Consider the following 13,655-nt stretch of genomic DNA (forward strand, 5'->3'; position numbering starts at 1 on the left):
TCAAAGGCAGCGACATCCGGACACGCCCGGACGCGATTCCTCACAAGGAGAGAGATGCCCATGTTGAAACCCCTGATGATTGTGCTTGCTGGCCTCGCCCTACCCGGCCTGGCCAACGCCCAGAACCTGGTGGAGGGTGAGCACTACGAGGTGCTGCCCGAGGCTGTTGAGACCCACGTGAAAGAGGGGCAGATCGAGGTCACCGAGGTCTTCTGGTACGGCTGCCCCCACTGCTACAACCTCGAGGAGCCACTCAACGCCTGGCTGGCGGAGACTCCCGATGACATCAGCTTCCAGCGCATGCCGGCCACCATGGGCGGCGACTGGAACAAGCACGCCCGGGCCTTCTACGCCGCCGAGGCGCTGGGCATTCTCGACGCCATCCATGACGACTTCTTCCACGCCATTCATGAAGAGGGGCAGAGACTGACCGACAGCGACGACATTGCCGACTTCTTCAGCGACTACGATGTCAGCGAGGAAGAGGCATTGCAGGCCCTCGACTCCTTCGCGGTAAAGAGCCGGGTCAACCAGGCCAACACCCGCATGCGCACCATGCGCCTGATGGGCGTACCCGCCCTGATGGTCGACGGCCGCTACCTGGTGACGCCGAGCAGTGCCGGCAGCCTGGCCAACATGCCGCATATCGCCGAGGCTCTGGTCGACAAGGTTCGCGAGGAGCGTGAGGAGTAGATGTCTCACCTCGCGGAAGCAAGGGTGCCGCCCCTGAAGGGCGGCCACCTCAAGCTGCTGACCTTCAACCTGCAGGTCGGCATCCAGACCTCGGCCTACCATCACTACCTGACCCGTAGCTGGCAGCACCTGCTGCCTCATCCCCGGCGGCTACGCCGCCTCGCCATGGTCAGCGAGGTGCTGGGCCGCTTCGATATCGTCGGCCTTCAGGAGGCCGACGGCGGCAGCTTCCGCTCCAGCCACGTCAACCAGGTGGAATACCTGGCCACCCGTGGCGGTTTCCCTCACCACTATCAGCAGCTCAACCGCAACCTGGGCCGAATCGCCCAGCACAGCAACGGCCTGCTGTCGCGGCTTCCCCCGGCCCATATCGAGGAGCACCAGCTTCCCGGCACGCTGCCCGGACGGGGCGCCATTCATGCCCGCTTCGGCGAGGGCCCCGACGCCCTGCACCTGTTCGTCGCCCATCTGGCCCTCAGCCACCGCGGCCGTGTCCGCCAGCTCGACTATCTCTCCGAGATCATCCAGCCGCTGCGCCATGTGGTGGTGATGGGCGATCTCAATTGTACTCCCGAGCAGCTCCATGGCCATCAGCGCTTCTCCGCTTCGTTGCCGCTTCACCCGGTGCGCCCTCCCTTGAGCTACCCCTCGTGGCAGCCGCGTCGCGCCTTGGATCATATCCTGCTCTCCAACTCCCTGGAGGCCGACGAGGTCCGCGTGCTCGACCACCTGTTTTCGGACCATCTGCCGATCGCGGTAGACGTTCGTCTGCCGCCGGCCTGTCTGCAGGCACTTGTCACCCACCCACGGGGGGACACCAACTAGGCCGCGAGGTCGGCAACGGGTGACGTTTGACGCCGAATCGGCGAAGATGCGCCTCCCTGACCATCCTGCAGGAGGAGACATGCCCGACACTCGCCCACCGGCCCTGCTAAGGGGGCTTGACGCCGTGACCGACCTGGTCGGCCGTACCACCGCCTGGCTGGTACTGGTGATGATGGCGGTACAGTTCGCCATCGTGGTGATGCGCTACGTCTTCGGCATCCACAGTATCGCCCTGCAGGAGTCGGTGATGTACATGCACGCCATGGTATTCATGCTCGGGGCCGCCTGGACCCTGCAGCATGATGGCCATGTGCGTGTCGACATCTTCTACCGCAAGCGCTCGCCACGCAGCCGAGCGAGCGTCGATCTGTTCGGCACCCTCTTCCTGCTGTTGCCGGTGACGCTCTATATCCTGCTCGGCAGCCTGGGCTATGTAAGCAGCAGCTGGGCGATCCTCGAGCGCTCTCCCGACGGCGGCATTCCCGGCGTCTTCCTGCTCAAGAGCCTGATACTGGCGATGGCGGCACTGCTGCTGGTGCAGGGTATCGCCCAGCTAATTCGTCAGACGCTGATCCGTAGCGGCCGACTCTCTTCCGACACCCCGCGCCACGAGGAACAGCTGTAATGTTGACGACGCTGCTTGAACTGATTCCCCTGCTGCTGTTTGTCACCATCTGTGGCGTGTTGATGCTCGGCTATCCGGTCGCCCTGTCGCTGGCCGGCACCGCTTTGTTCTTCGCGGGTCTCGGCTTCGCGCTGACCCAACTGGGAGCCCCCGTCCTCTTCGAGCCGGGCTACCTCAGCGCCATGCCCAATCGCCTCTTCGGCATCATGACCAACCAGACACTGCTGGCGGTGCCCCTGTTCGTGCTGATGGGGGTGCTGCTGGAGAAGTCACGGGTCGCCGAGACGCTGCTCGACGCCATGGCCCTGGCCTTCGGCGCCCTGCGCGGCGGACTGGGCATCGCCGTGGTGCTGGTCGGCATGCTGCTGGCCGCCTCCACCGGCATCGTCGGCGCCACCGTGGTGACCATGGGGCTGCTGTCGCTGCCCACCATGCTCAAGCGCGGCTATTCGGCCTCGCTCGCCACCGGCACCATCTGCGCCACCGGCACCCTGGGACAGATCATCCCGCCCTCCATCGCCCTGGTACTGCTCGGCGACGTGCTCTCCAATGCCTACCAGCAGGCCCAGCTGGCGATGGGCGTCTGGAGCCCCAAGACCCTCTCGGTGGGCGACCTCTTTATCGGCGCCCTCATCCCGGGGCTGCTGCTGGTCGTGGCCTATATCCTCTACGTGGCCCTGACTGCCTGGCTGAGGCCCAGCCTCGCACCCCCGGTGGACCGCCAGGCACTGATGGAGGAGCTCGGTCACGAGGGCAGCCTCTGGCCGCTGCTGCTCAAGGGGCTGCTGCCACCGGTATTGCTGATCGTGGCGGTACTGGGCTCGATCCTCGGCGGCTTCGCCACCCCCACCGAGGCCTCGGCGGTGGGCGCCTTCGGCGCCCTCCTGCTGGCGCTGACCAATCGCCGCCTGAACCTCACCATGCTGCGCGAGGTGGTCCACTCCACCGCGCAGGTTACCAGCATGGTGTTCCTGATCCTGATCGGTGCCGCGCTGTTCTCGCTGGTCTTCCGCGCCTTCGGCGGCGAGGAGCTGGTCGTCGAGCTGTTCGAATCGCTGCCCGGCGGCGTGGTGGGAGCCACTCTGGTGGTGATGCTGGTGATCTTCCTGCTCGGCTTCATTCTCGACTTCATCGAGATCACCTTCGTGGTGGTGCCCATCGTCGGGCCGGTGCTGCTGGCCATGGGGCTAGACCCCATCTGGCTGGGCATCATGATCGCCATCAACCTGCAGACCTCCTTCCTGACGCCACCCTTCGGCTTCGCGCTCTTCTATCTGCGCGGTGTCACGCCCGAGTCGGTGCCCACCTCGGCAATCTACCGTGGCGTTATCCCCTTTATCCTGATCCAGCTTGGCATGCTGCTGACCCTGGCAATATTTCCCTGGCTGGCGACCTGGCTGCCCTCGGTGATCTAGGCTAGCTACCGACAGAGCGGGGCCAACCAGGCCTCGGCGAGCCACAGCACCAGTGCATAGCGCCCCGCCTTGGCCAGCCCGATCAGCAGGATGGCCCGCCACCAGGGCAGCCGGAAGAGTCCGGCCAGCACGGTGAGCGGGTCGCCTACCACCGGCGCCCAGGAGGCCAGCAGACTCCACTCGCCGAAGCGTCGGTACCACTGTTCGGTGCGCACGAGGCTCGCCGGCGAAGCGGGAAACCAGCGACGCCCCTGGAAGTGGCGCGCGTAGCGACCCAACGCGACATTGACCAGGCTGCCCAGGGTGTTGCCGAGGGTGGCCACCGCCCATAGCGTCAGGGCCGGCTGCTCCAGACACCACAACCGGGCCAGCCATGCCTCGGAGCCGCCGGGCAGCAGGGTGGCGCTGGCCAGGGCCACCAGGAAGAGGCTCAGCATGGCCTCCCCCTCTCCCCTTGCAGTAGGCTGGAAACCTTCCAATGACCCTGTGATGACATGACGATGATGACCCTCTCAGACCGGATTCCCAACGCCCTGACCATCGCCGGCTCCGACCCCAGCGGCGGCGCCGGCATTCAGGCCGACCTCAAGACCTTCTCGGCACTGGGCGCCTATGCTACCAGCGTCATTACCGCCCTGACCGCCCAGAACACGCGTGGTGTCAGCGGGGTTCACCCGGTGCCCGCCGACTTTATCGCCGCTCAGCTCGCGACCCTGCTCGACGATGTGCGCATCGATGCGGCGAAGATCGGCATGGTGGCCAGCCTCGAGGTCGCCGAGGTAATCCGCGACACCCTGGCGCAACGTCGTCCTCGCTGGGTGGTGCTCGACCCGGTGATGGTGGCCAAGAGCGGTGATATCCTGGTGGACGACGCCGGCATCCGCGCGGTGCGCGAGGTCCTGGTGCCCCAGGCCGACCTGATCACCCCCAATCTGCCCGAGGCCGCGGTGCTGCTGGATCTCCCCGCACCGATCGACCGCACCGGCATGCTGGCCATGGCACCCGCCCTGCGCGAGCTGGGGGCCGGCGCCACCCTGCTCAAGGGAGGGCACCTGCGCGGCGAGGAGTGCCCCGACCTGCTGGTCACCGACGAGGCGGCCACCTGGATCGAGGGGGCCCGGGTCGATACCACCAACCTCCACGGTACCGGCTGCACGCTCTCCTCGGCGATCACCGCGCACCTGGCGCGGGGCGACACCCTCCAGGAAGCGGTGGCCTCGGCCAAGCGCTGGCTGGGCGAGGCGCTGGCCGCCAGTCGACGCCTGGAGGTGGGCCACGGCCATGGGCCGGTGCACCACTTCCACGCCTGGTGGTAACCCCCCTTCGGTGCCTCGGCCTTGCAACACTCCTTGCAGCAATGGCCAGGGCCTCCCATGCTGAAGGTCTACACCGCCGTGGCGCCACGCCCAGGAGCCATCATGAATCCGACCCTGCTGTTCGCCTGCGACCTCTCGGCCGAGAACCGTGCCGCCTTCGCCAGGGCGGTGCGTCTGGCCACCGAGCAGGGCTCACGCCTCGATGTACTTCACGTGCTCGACCCCTACCTGCCTCGCCGCGTGCTTCACGACCTGGAGGAGGCCGTGGTAGCCGACATGCAGGCCACCCTCACCGATATCCGCGAGGAGTACGCCCTTCCGGAGCCGCGGGTGCTGATGCAGACGGTCACCGGCACCCCCTTCACCGAGATCATCCGCGAAGCCCACGAGCGCGAGGTGGACATGATCGTGCTGGGTGCCCACCGCAAGCGCGGCCAGCCCGACCTTGTTGCCGGGACCACCCTGGCTCGGGTGCTGCGTAGCGCTCCCTGTCCGGTGCTCTCGGTGAGCCACACCGCCAACCAGGACTGGCAAGAGGTTCTGCTGCCCATGGACTTCTCGCTCACCTCCCGGCACACCCTGCGCGAGACCCTGAGGCGCTTCCCCGAGTCGCGCCTGACGTTGCTCCATGCCTGGGACATCCCCGGAGAGCGCGAGCTTGGCTCGCGCAGTGACTTCGCCCGCTGGCGCGACCGCGAGGTGGCGCGCCTGAAGGCCCAGCTGGAAGCCGAGGTGGAGCGCCTGATGACCGAACTCGACGACGTGCCCGAGGTGACGCTGGTGCTGGAACAGGGGGCCCCTCTGGAGGTGCTGATGAACCGGCTGCGTCACCAGCCGCCGGACCTGCTGGCACTGGGAAGCCGGGGCCAACTGGGCCGCCAGAGCCTGATCACCGAGTCGCTGCTGGCCGAGCCCCACTGCGACATCATGCTGTGTCGTGCCTGGTAGCGGAGGGCTCGACCGGCATGTGATACCCTGCGCGACGTTCATGATTGCAGGGAGACAGGGATGAAGGCGTTGATTCAGCGCGTGTCCCGCGCCAGTGTTGAGGTGGAGGGAAGTGTGGTCGGGGCCATCGACCACGGCCTGCTGGCCCTGGTGGGCGTGGAGAAGGGCGACGACGAGGCCGCCGTGGAGCGGCTGCTTCACAAGCTGCTGCACTATCGGATATTCAGCGACACCGAGGGCAAGATGAATCTCAACCTGCAGCAGGTGGACGGCGGCCTGCTGCTGGTTTCCCAGTTCACCCTGGCCGCCGACACTCGCAAGGGGCTGCGCCCCAGCTTCTCCAGCGCGGCCCCGCCCGCCGATGGCGACCGCCTCTTCCATCGACTGCTGGAACGCGCCGAAGCCGCCTGGCCGAAGGTCGCGAGCGGCGAGTTCGCCGCCGACATGCAGGTCGCGCTGGTCAATGACGGCCCGGTGACCTTTCTGCTAGAGAGCTAGAACCCGTAAGCCGTAAGCCGTAAGCCGTAAGCCGTAAGCCGTAAGCCGTAAGCCGTAAGCCGTAAGCCGTAAGCCGTAAGCCGTAAGCCGTAAGCCGTAAGCCGTAAGCCGTAAGCCGTAAGCTAGGATATCGACGCCAAGCCTGGCAGCAAGGGGGGAGCTTACAACTTATAGCTTATAGCTCCCGACGAAGCCGGGTTTACAGCTCCGAGCGACGCTCAGCGTCTTCCAGCGCCTCCTCGGCGGCGAGCCACTCCGCCTCCAGATCCTCGAGGCGGGACTTGAGCTCACCCTGGCGGGCCAGAGTCGCGGTAAGCTCCTCCTTGCGGGCGGGGTCGGTATAAAGCTCGGCATCACCGAGCACCTCCTCCACCCCGGCAAGCTCCGCCTGAACCTTCTCCATGGCCTGCTCGGCGCGATCGCGCTGCTTCTTCAGCGGGCGCAGCTTCTCGCGCAGTTCGGCGGCGGCGCGACGCGACGCCTTGCGATCCTCCCTGGGGACGCCCCCTTCTAGCTGACGCTCCTGCCTGTCTCCGCGGGCCTCGCGGCGCTCGCCCTCCAGGCGGGCCTTGAGCCATAGCCGATAGTCCTCCAGATCACCGTCGAAGGGCTCCACCCGGTGATCGGCCACTCGCCAGAACTCATCCACGCTGGCACGCAACAGGTGGCGGTCGTGGGAGACGATGATCACCGTGCCCTCGAAGCCCGCCAGCGCCTCGGTCAATGCCTCGCGCATCTCGAGATCCAGATGGTTGGTGGGCTCATCCAGCAGCAGCAGATTGGGTTTCTGCCAGGCCACCAGGGCCAACGCCAGGCGCGCCTTCTCGCCACCCGAGAAGCGCCCCACCTCACCGAACACATCGTCACCCGGGAAGCCGAAGCCACCCAGAAAGTTGCGGATCTCCTGATCGCTGGCGGTGGGCGAGAGCCGCTGCACATGCATGAAGGGAGTGGAGGCGAGATCCAGCCCCTCCAGCTGGTGCTGGGCGAAATAGCCGACCTTGAGATGCTCCCCGGCGATGCGCTTGCCGGCGAGGAGCGGCAGCTCACCGGTAAGCGTCTTGATCAGGGTCGACTTGCCGGCGCCATTGGGGCCCAGCAGTCCGATGCGCTGTCCGGGCAGCAGTGTCAGCCTGACGTTGTCGAGCTGGACCCTTTCCGCTCCCGTCGCCTCGCCCTTGGGGCGATAACCCAGTCGTGCCTCGTCCAGCACCAGCAGTGGGTGGGAGGTCTTGTCCGCGGCGGGCAGGCTGAAGTGGAAGGGGGAGTCGGCATGCGCCACGGCGATGTCGCCCATGCGCTCGAGCATCTTCAGGCGGCTCTGGGCCGCGCGGGCCTTGGTGGCCTTGGCGCGGAAGCGTGCCACGAAGCGCTCGATCTCCTCGCGGCGCGCCTGCTGCTTGGCGGCCTCGGCCTGCTGCAGCGCCAGCTTCTCGGCCCGGGTGCGCTCGAAGGTGGTGTAGTTGCCGCGGTAGAGCACCAGTGAACGGCGATCGAAGTGCACGATGCTGTCGCACACCGCATCCAGGAAATCGCGGTCGTGAGAGATCAGCAGCAGGGTGCCGGGATAGCGTGTCAGCCACTGCTCGAGCCACAGCAGGGCGTCCAGGTCGAGGTGGTTGGTGGGCTCGTCGAGCAGCAGCAGATCGGAGGGCATGAACAGGGTTCGCGCCAGGTTGACGCGCATTCGCCAGCCCCCCGAGAAGGACGATAGAGGGCGTTCCAGATCCTGCTGGGCGAACCCGAGGCCTACCAGCAGCTGGGCGGCCCTGGCCGGAGCGCTGTAGCCGTCCAGCGCCTCGATGACGCCGTGCAGCTCCGCCTCACGATGGACGTCGACGGCCTCTCGGGCCTCCGCCAGGGCCGCCTCGGCCCGACGCAGCTCGGTGTGACCATCGAGAACATGATCGAGCAGCGAGCGCGACAACGCCTCCACTTCCTGGGCCATATGCGCGATGCGCTGTCCACCGCTCATCTCGATCTCGCCGCGGTCCGGCGTCAGCTCGCCGAGCAGCAACTTGAACAAGCTCGACTTTCCGGCACCATTGGCGCCGACGATGCCCGCCTTGTGACCGGCATGCAAGGTCAGGTCGGCGCCCTCCAGCAGGGCCTGGGTGCCGCGTTGCAGGGAAACTTGGCGCAGTGCGATCATGCGGGCTCCACAAGAGTGCGGCCGCCGCTCGAGGCGGCGACGAAAGGACAATGAGCGACGATTCTACCGAAATGCTGAGCGTTCTGCGGGCTCGGCTCGTCGATGAGCCACTGTGGCCCTTTGCCCTGGCGCTTTACGCTCAGGAAGGGGTCGAGGCTGCCTGCCTGCAGTTGCAGGACGACGCCGGGGCCGATGTCTGTGAGCTGCTATGGCGCTGCTGGCTGCTGCAGCATGGCGCCGTGCCGCAGCCAGACTGCGAATCGGCGCTTGTCGAGGTACGCCGCTGGCAACGCGACGTCACCCTGCCGTTGCGGCGCCTGCGTCGCGAACTCAAGGCCGCCGCCGGTTCACTCGAGGGCGTGGCCAGACTACGCGACACCCTCAAACAGGCGGAGCTTCAGGCCGAGCGGGAGACGCTCACACGGCTGGAAGCTCTGGCCATGACCCGTCCTCTGAGGATGCTATCCCCCGCCGATCAGCCGGCGGAAAAAATCTTGCTAGATGCCCTGCAACTGCAGAAAAAACCCTATCTTTCAACGCTAAATCGCCTTGTGACGCGTCTTGACCCTCCTCGGAGCCCACGCTAGCCTGAAAAAGCCGCGTGAATCTAATATTCACTCGATGCCTTGTGGCAAGCACTCGCGAGCCCAGGCAAAACCTGTAGAGGGACCACAAGAATGAAGTCACACAAGCTGTTGACCACCGCCGGTATCGGCGCACTGATGTTCGGCATGACCTCTGCCGCCATGGCAGACAACTGGCGCTATGCCCATGAGGAGTACGAGGGCGACGTTCAGGACGTCTTCGCCGTGGCCTTCAAGGAGTATATCGAGGAAAACTCCGATCACAGCGTGCAGATCTACCGCTTCGGTGAGCTCGGTGAGTCCGATGACATCATGGAGCAGACCCAGAACGGCATCCTGCAGTTCGTCAATCAGTCGCCCGGTTTTACCGGCTCGCTGATCCCCGAGGCCCAGATCTTCTTCGTCCCCTACCTGCTGCCCACCGACGAAGAGACCGTCATCGAGTTCTTCGACAAGAGCAAGGCCATCAACGAGATGTTCCCCGAGCTCTACGCCGAACAGGGGCTGGAACTGCTTCAGATGTACCCCGAAGGCGAGATGGTGGTCACCACCGACGAACCCATCGATACCGTGGATGACTTCGAGAACAAGAAGATCCGCGTGATGACCAACCCGCTGCTCTCGGAAACTTATAACGCCTTCGGCGCGACCCCCACGCCGCTGCCTTGGGGCGAGGTCTACGGCGCCCTGCAGACCGGCATCCTCGACGGCCAGGAGAACCCGATCTTCTGGATTCAGTCCGGCGGCCTCTACGAGGTATCACCGAATCTGGTGTTCACCGGTCACGGCTGGTTCACCACCGCCATGATGGCCAATCAGGACTTTTTCGATGGCCTCTCCGAGGAGGATCAACAACTCGTGCGTGACGCCTCGGAAGCGGCCTATGACCACACCATCGAACATATCCAGGGCCTTGCCGAGGAAGCCCTGAACAAGATCAAGGAGGACTGCGACAACTGTACCTACACTCGCCTTGACGAGGCGCAGATGCAGTCGCTGCGTGAGCGCGCACCTCAGGTCGAGGAAGCCTACGTCGAGATGGCCGGCGAGAGTGGCGCCGAGCTGCTCGAGCAGTTCAAGGCCGACCTCGAGGCCGTGACCTCCGACGAGGAGTAATCCCCTCGCCGTCATGACCAGAGGGGGGTGGCCCATTCCGGGCCACCCCCTGTTCGTTATAACGAAAACAGAAGCCCCAGAGCCGTACAGCGTGCATCCAGCGTTGACCCTCTAGCCACGCCGCGACCCTCGAGGGCGTATCCTGACTGTCGAGACGCGACTTTCCAAACTGCATGCTGAAGGGAGTGCAGCCATGACAGATGAAGAAGCCGAAAAGGCCTATCGCTCCGGCTTGCCCGGGCCTCTGGGGGTGATCGACACCCTGATAAGCAAGCTGGAGGCGGTGCTGCTGGCCATGGGCGTACTGCTGATGGCCGTCAATACCATCGCCAACGTGATCGCTCGCTTCGTGATCGGCGACAGCATCTTCTTTACCGGCGAGATCAATCGCATCCTGATCATCATGATCACCTTCGCCGGTATCGGCTATGCGGCGCGCCATGGGCGGCATATCCGCATGTCGGCCATCTACGATGCCCTGCCGGTAAGTGGACGCCGCGCCCTGATGATCATCATCTCCCTGTTCACCTCGCTGGTGATGTTCTTCCTGCTCTACTACTCACTCGTCTACATCATCGACCTGCAGTCCAAGGGCAGGGTGCTGCCGGCTCTGGGCTTTCCGATCTGGCTGATCTACGTCTGGGCACCGCTCGGATTTCTGATCACCGGGATCCAGTACCTGCTCACCGCCATCAAGAACATGACCTCCAGGGACGTCTATCTGTCAACCAGTGTGCTGGATGGCTACAAGGACACGGAAACGGAAGTCTGACGCAGGGCGAGCGCCCGAGGGGAGTGCACAATGACCACCATAATGGTTTGTACCATGATCGCCCTGCTGCTGCTGGGCTTTCCGATGATGATCCCGCTGATCACCGCCGCGGTGATCGGCTTCTTCATGATGTTCAATGGCCTGGGCCAGATGGACACCCTGATCCAGCAGATGATGGCAGGCATCCGACCCGCCTCGCTGATCGCGGTACCGATGTTCATTCTTGCCGCCGATATCATGACCCGCGGCCAGTCGGCTGATCGTCTGATCGCCATGGTGATGTCCTTCATCGGCCATATAAAGGGCGGCCTGGCGGTATCGACCGCCACCTCCTGTACCCTGTTCGGCGCCGTCTCGGGCTCCACCCAGGCCACCGTGGTGGCGGTGGGCTCGCCACTGCGCCCCAAGATGCTCAAGGCCGGCTACTCGGATGCCTTTACCCTGGCACTGATCATCAATGCCAGTGATATCGCCTTTCTGATCCCGCCGAGCATCGGCATGATCATCTACGGGGTCATCTCCGAGACCTCCATCGCCGAACTGTTTATCGCCGGCATCGGGCCTGGGTTGATGATCCTGGCGATGTTCTCGGCCTACTGCGTCGCCTATGCGGTGATCCGCGGTGTTCCTACCGAGCCCAGGGCGACCTGGAGCGAACGCTTCACCGCCGTTCGTCAGGCACTATGGCCGCTGGGCTTTCCGGTGATCATCGTCGGCGGCATCTATGGGGGCATCTTCAGCCCCACCGAGGCCGCCGCCGCCTGTGTGCTCTACGCGGTCTTCCTGGAGTTCATCGTCTTCCGCTCGCTGAAGATGCAGCACATCTATGCGATCGCCAAGTCCACCGGCCTGATTACCGCGGTAGTTTTCGTGTTGGTGGCCGCAGGCAACGGCTTCTCCTGGATCATCTCATTCGCACAGATTCCGCAGTCGATTCTGGAGGCCGTGGGCATCAACGAGGCAGGCCCCACCGGCGTGCTGATCGCGATCTGTATCTCATTCTTCGTGGCCTGCATGTTCGTCGATCCTATCGTGGTCATCCTGGTACTGACCCCGATCTTCGCCCCGGCAATCGCGGCCACCGGCCTCGACCCGGTGCTGGTGGGTATTCTGATCACCCTGCAGGTGGCCATCGGCTCGGCCACGCCACCCTTCGGCTGTGACATCTTCACCGCCATCGCGATCTTCAAGCGCCCCTATCTGGATGTGATCAAGGGGACACCGCCCTTTATCTTTATGCTGATACTGGCCGCGGCACTGCTGATCATGTTCCCGCAGATCGCCCTGTTCCTGCGCGACGTGGCCTTCAACTGAGCCAAGGAGAGAGAACCATGTTCAATCGGATCCTGGTCCCGGTGGATGGCTCCAAGGGTGCAATCAAGGCGCTCGAGAAGGGCGTGGGGCTACAGCTGTTGACGGGAGCGGAGCTCTATCTGCTGTGTGTCTTCAAGCACCATAGTCTGCTTGAGGCATCGCTCTCCATGGTGCCCGACAAACTGGAGATCCCCCACGACGTCCTCAAGGAGTACGCCACCGAGATCGCCGTGCACGCCAAGAATCAGGCCATCGAGATGGGGGTGCCCGCCGATAAGCTGCGCGCCTTCGTCAAGGCCGGCCGTCCCTCACGTACCATCGTGCGTTTCGCCCGCAAGCGTGAGTGCGACCTGATCGTGATTGGTGCCCAGGGCACCGGCGGTGACAAGAGCCTGCTGCTGGGGAGTGTCTCCCAGCGCGTGGCGGGCTCTGCCCACTGCCCTACCCTGGTGGTCTGAGACAGCCCCTCTTCGTCCCGGTTTCGCTCGGATGCGGAACCGGGACGACCCTGTTAGAGTCCCATGATTCGCATTCATCCCAGGCGCCATCGGCGCCGGAACCATAAGCCGGAATCACAAGAGAGTCACATGAAACGACTGCTGACCACCGCCTCACTTGCCGCCCTGCTGGGCGCCGCGCCCCTGGCAATGGGTGCCCCGGAGAGTGATGAAGAGAAGCTGGGCTACAGCCTGGGCGTGACCCTGGGCCAGAGCATCCAGCAGGATGTCGAGAACCTCGATGTCGACGCCTTCACCCAGGCCATCCAGGATGTCTTCGCCGGCGACGACCTCGAGATGAGCGACGAGGAGATGGCCGAGGCGCTGATGACCTTCCAGCAGCAGGCCGCCGCGGCTCGTCAGGCCGAGGCCGAAGCCGCCGCCGAGGCCAACCGCGCCGAGGGCGAGACCTATCTGGCCGAGAACGCCGAGCGTGAAGGTGTCGTGACCACCGACTCCGGTTTGCAGTATCGCGAGCTGGCCTCCGGTGACGGCGCCACCCCTGGCGCCCAGGACAGCGTCGAGGTGCATTACGAGGGTACCCTGATCGACGGCACGGTCTTCGACAGCTCCTATGCACGCGGTAACCCGGTCAGTTTTCGCGTCGATCAGGTGATCGAGGGGTGGCAGGAAGCCCTGCAGCTGATGAGCGTGGGCGATACCTGGGAGATCGTCATTCCCCATGAGCTTGCCTACGGTGCCCAGGGCCAGGGCCCCATCGGCCCCTACGAGACCCTGACCTTCAAGGTCGAGCTGCTCGGCATCAACGACGCGCAAGCCCCCTCCAGCGCCAGCGCCGAGGAAGCCTCCGCCGAAGCAGGCATTGATAACGGCGACGAGGATACCGCCAACGATAGTCAGACCAGTGAGTAAGCCTCGCCCGTCCATATGGGCAGCTGC

At 64.8% G+C, this 13,655-nt stretch carries 15 protein-coding genes; 13 read left to right on the forward strand and 2 right to left on the reverse strand.

All coding sequences use genetic code 11. From position 1 onward, the window contains the following. Positions 1-60 precede the first annotated feature (60 nt). The 4 genes from E0702_RS06630 to E0702_RS06645 all read left to right on the forward strand — a co-directional run bounded on the left by E0702_RS06630 (position 61) and on the right by E0702_RS06645 (position 3,558). Positions 61-693: a thiol:disulfide interchange protein DsbA/DsbL gene (locus tag E0702_RS06630; protein WP_132042196.1), complete on the forward strand. Its 633-nt coding sequence runs from the start codon at positions 61-63 to the stop codon at positions 691-693. Beyond that, positions 694-1,518, forward strand: coding sequence for an endonuclease/exonuclease/phosphatase family protein (locus E0702_RS06635; RefSeq protein WP_132042197.1), 825 nt, complete (start codon positions 694-696; stop codon positions 1,516-1,518). A gap of 79 nt (positions 1,519-1,597) precedes the next feature. Then, complete coding sequence (locus tag E0702_RS06640) at positions 1,598-2,143, forward strand: TRAP transporter small permease subunit (protein ID WP_132042198.1); 546 nt, start codon at positions 1,598-1,600, stop codon at positions 2,141-2,143. Beyond that, entirely contained in the window at positions 2,143-3,558 is a 1,416-nt protein-coding gene (locus tag E0702_RS06645) for a TRAP transporter large permease (protein WP_132042199.1), read from the forward strand. The genes E0702_RS06640 and E0702_RS06645 overlap by 1 nt, the downstream gene beginning before the upstream one ends. A gap of 5 nt (positions 3,559-3,563) precedes the next feature. On the opposite strand, the gene E0702_RS06650 is transcribed toward E0702_RS06645, so the two are convergent. After that, a complete protein-coding gene (locus tag E0702_RS06650) occupies positions 3,564-3,995 on the reverse strand; it encodes a YqaA family protein (RefSeq protein WP_132042200.1) in 432 nt (143 codons plus the stop codon). Positions 3,996-4,061: 66 nt separating this feature from the next. Here E0702_RS06650 and thiD point away from each other — a divergent pair, with 66 nt between their 5' ends. The 3 genes from thiD to dtd all read left to right on the forward strand — a co-directional run bounded on the left by thiD (position 4,062) and on the right by dtd (position 6,320). After that, a complete protein-coding gene (gene thiD, locus E0702_RS06655; protein ID WP_132042243.1) occupies positions 4,062-4,874 on the forward strand; it encodes a bifunctional hydroxymethylpyrimidine kinase/phosphomethylpyrimidine kinase in 813 nt (270 codons plus the stop codon). A 102-nt stretch (positions 4,875-4,976) separates the two neighbouring features. Further along, positions 4,977-5,822 carry a universal stress protein gene (locus E0702_RS06660; protein WP_132042201.1) on the forward strand — a complete coding sequence of 282 codons (846 nt, stop codon included), beginning with the start codon at positions 4,977-4,979 and terminating at the stop codon, positions 5,820-5,822. A 60-nt stretch (positions 5,823-5,882) separates the two neighbouring features. Further along, complete coding sequence (gene dtd / locus E0702_RS06665) at positions 5,883-6,320, forward strand: D-aminoacyl-tRNA deacylase (protein WP_132042202.1); 438 nt, start codon at positions 5,883-5,885, stop codon at positions 6,318-6,320. Between the two features lie 199 nt (positions 6,321-6,519). Here dtd and E0702_RS06670 read toward each other — a convergent pair whose 3' ends face one another. Continuing rightward, positions 6,520-8,472, reverse strand: a complete 1,953-nt coding sequence (locus E0702_RS06670; protein ID WP_132042203.1) for an ATP-binding cassette domain-containing protein — start codon at positions 8,470-8,472, stop codon at positions 6,520-6,522. Positions 8,473-8,522: 50 nt separating this feature from the next. Here E0702_RS06670 and E0702_RS06675 point away from each other — a divergent pair, with 50 nt between their 5' ends. The 6 genes from E0702_RS06675 (at position 8,523) to E0702_RS06700 (ending at position 13,628) form a co-directional block, all read left to right on the forward strand. Next, positions 8,523-9,059, forward strand: coding sequence for a TIGR02444 family protein (locus E0702_RS06675; RefSeq protein WP_237561974.1), 537 nt, complete (start codon positions 8,523-8,525; stop codon positions 9,057-9,059). A 90-nt stretch (positions 9,060-9,149) separates the two neighbouring features. Then, entirely contained in the window at positions 9,150-10,172 is a 1,023-nt protein-coding gene (locus E0702_RS06680) for a TRAP transporter substrate-binding protein (RefSeq protein WP_132042204.1), read from the forward strand. 193 nt (positions 10,173-10,365) lie between these two features. Further along, the gene (locus tag E0702_RS06685; protein ID WP_132042205.1) at positions 10,366-10,944 is read left to right on the forward strand and encodes a TRAP transporter small permease; all 579 of its coding nucleotides are present in this window, start codon (positions 10,366-10,368) and stop codon (positions 10,942-10,944) included. A gap of 30 nt (positions 10,945-10,974) precedes the next feature. Then, the gene (locus tag E0702_RS06690) at positions 10,975-12,258 is read left to right on the forward strand and encodes a TRAP transporter large permease (RefSeq protein WP_132042206.1); all 1,284 of its coding nucleotides are present in this window, start codon (positions 10,975-10,977) and stop codon (positions 12,256-12,258) included. Between the two features lie 17 nt (positions 12,259-12,275). Next, positions 12,276-12,716, forward strand: a complete 441-nt coding sequence (locus E0702_RS06695) for a universal stress protein (protein WP_132042207.1) — start codon at positions 12,276-12,278, stop codon at positions 12,714-12,716. Positions 12,717-12,845: 129 nt separating this feature from the next. Beyond that, positions 12,846-13,628: an FKBP-type peptidyl-prolyl cis-trans isomerase gene (locus E0702_RS06700; RefSeq protein WP_132042208.1), complete on the forward strand. Its 783-nt coding sequence runs from the start codon at positions 12,846-12,848 to the stop codon at positions 13,626-13,628. Positions 13,629-13,655: the final 27 nt, after the last annotated feature.

This window comes from Halomonas marinisediminis (assembly GCF_004347715.1).
Lineage (GTDB): Bacteria > Pseudomonadota > Gammaproteobacteria > Pseudomonadales > Halomonadaceae > Halomonas > Halomonas icarae.

What these genes read in the sequence shown, in the direction of transcription:
- E0702_RS06630 (WP_132042196.1), top strand. Translation starts at nt 61, where the DNA reads ATGTTGAAACCCCTGATGATTGTGCTTGCTGGCCTCGCCCTACCCGGC.
- E0702_RS06635 (WP_132042197.1), top strand. Translation starts at nt 694, where the DNA reads ATGTCTCACCTCGCGGAAGCAAGGGTGCCGCCCCTGAAGGGCGGCCAC.
- E0702_RS06640 (WP_132042198.1), top strand. Translation starts at nt 1,598, where the DNA reads ATGCCCGACACTCGCCCACCGGCCCTGCTAAGGGGGCTTGACGCCGTG.
- E0702_RS06645 (WP_132042199.1), top strand. Translation starts at nt 2,143, where the DNA reads ATGTTGACGACGCTGCTTGAACTGATTCCCCTGCTGCTGTTTGTCACC.
- E0702_RS06650 (WP_132042200.1), bottom strand. Translation starts at nt 3,995, where the DNA reads ATGCTGAGCCTCTTCCTGGTGGCCCTGGCCAGCGCCACCCTGCTGCCC.
- thiD (WP_132042243.1), top strand. Translation starts at nt 4,062, where the DNA reads ATGACCCTCTCAGACCGGATTCCCAACGCCCTGACCATCGCCGGCTCC.
- E0702_RS06660 (WP_132042201.1), top strand. Translation starts at nt 4,977, where the DNA reads ATGAATCCGACCCTGCTGTTCGCCTGCGACCTCTCGGCCGAGAACCGT.
- dtd (WP_132042202.1), top strand. Translation starts at nt 5,883, where the DNA reads ATGAAGGCGTTGATTCAGCGCGTGTCCCGCGCCAGTGTTGAGGTGGAG.
- E0702_RS06670 (WP_132042203.1), bottom strand. Translation starts at nt 8,472, where the DNA reads ATGATCGCACTGCGCCAAGTTTCCCTGCAACGCGGCACCCAGGCCCTG.
- E0702_RS06675 (WP_237561974.1), top strand. Translation starts at nt 8,523, where the DNA reads ATGAGCGACGATTCTACCGAAATGCTGAGCGTTCTGCGGGCTCGGCTC.
- E0702_RS06680 (WP_132042204.1), top strand. Translation starts at nt 9,150, where the DNA reads ATGAAGTCACACAAGCTGTTGACCACCGCCGGTATCGGCGCACTGATG.
- E0702_RS06685 (WP_132042205.1), top strand. Translation starts at nt 10,366, where the DNA reads ATGACAGATGAAGAAGCCGAAAAGGCCTATCGCTCCGGCTTGCCCGGG.
- E0702_RS06690 (WP_132042206.1), top strand. Translation starts at nt 10,975, where the DNA reads ATGACCACCATAATGGTTTGTACCATGATCGCCCTGCTGCTGCTGGGC.
- E0702_RS06695 (WP_132042207.1), top strand. Translation starts at nt 12,276, where the DNA reads ATGTTCAATCGGATCCTGGTCCCGGTGGATGGCTCCAAGGGTGCAATC.
- E0702_RS06700 (WP_132042208.1), top strand. Translation starts at nt 12,846, where the DNA reads ATGAAACGACTGCTGACCACCGCCTCACTTGCCGCCCTGCTGGGCGCC.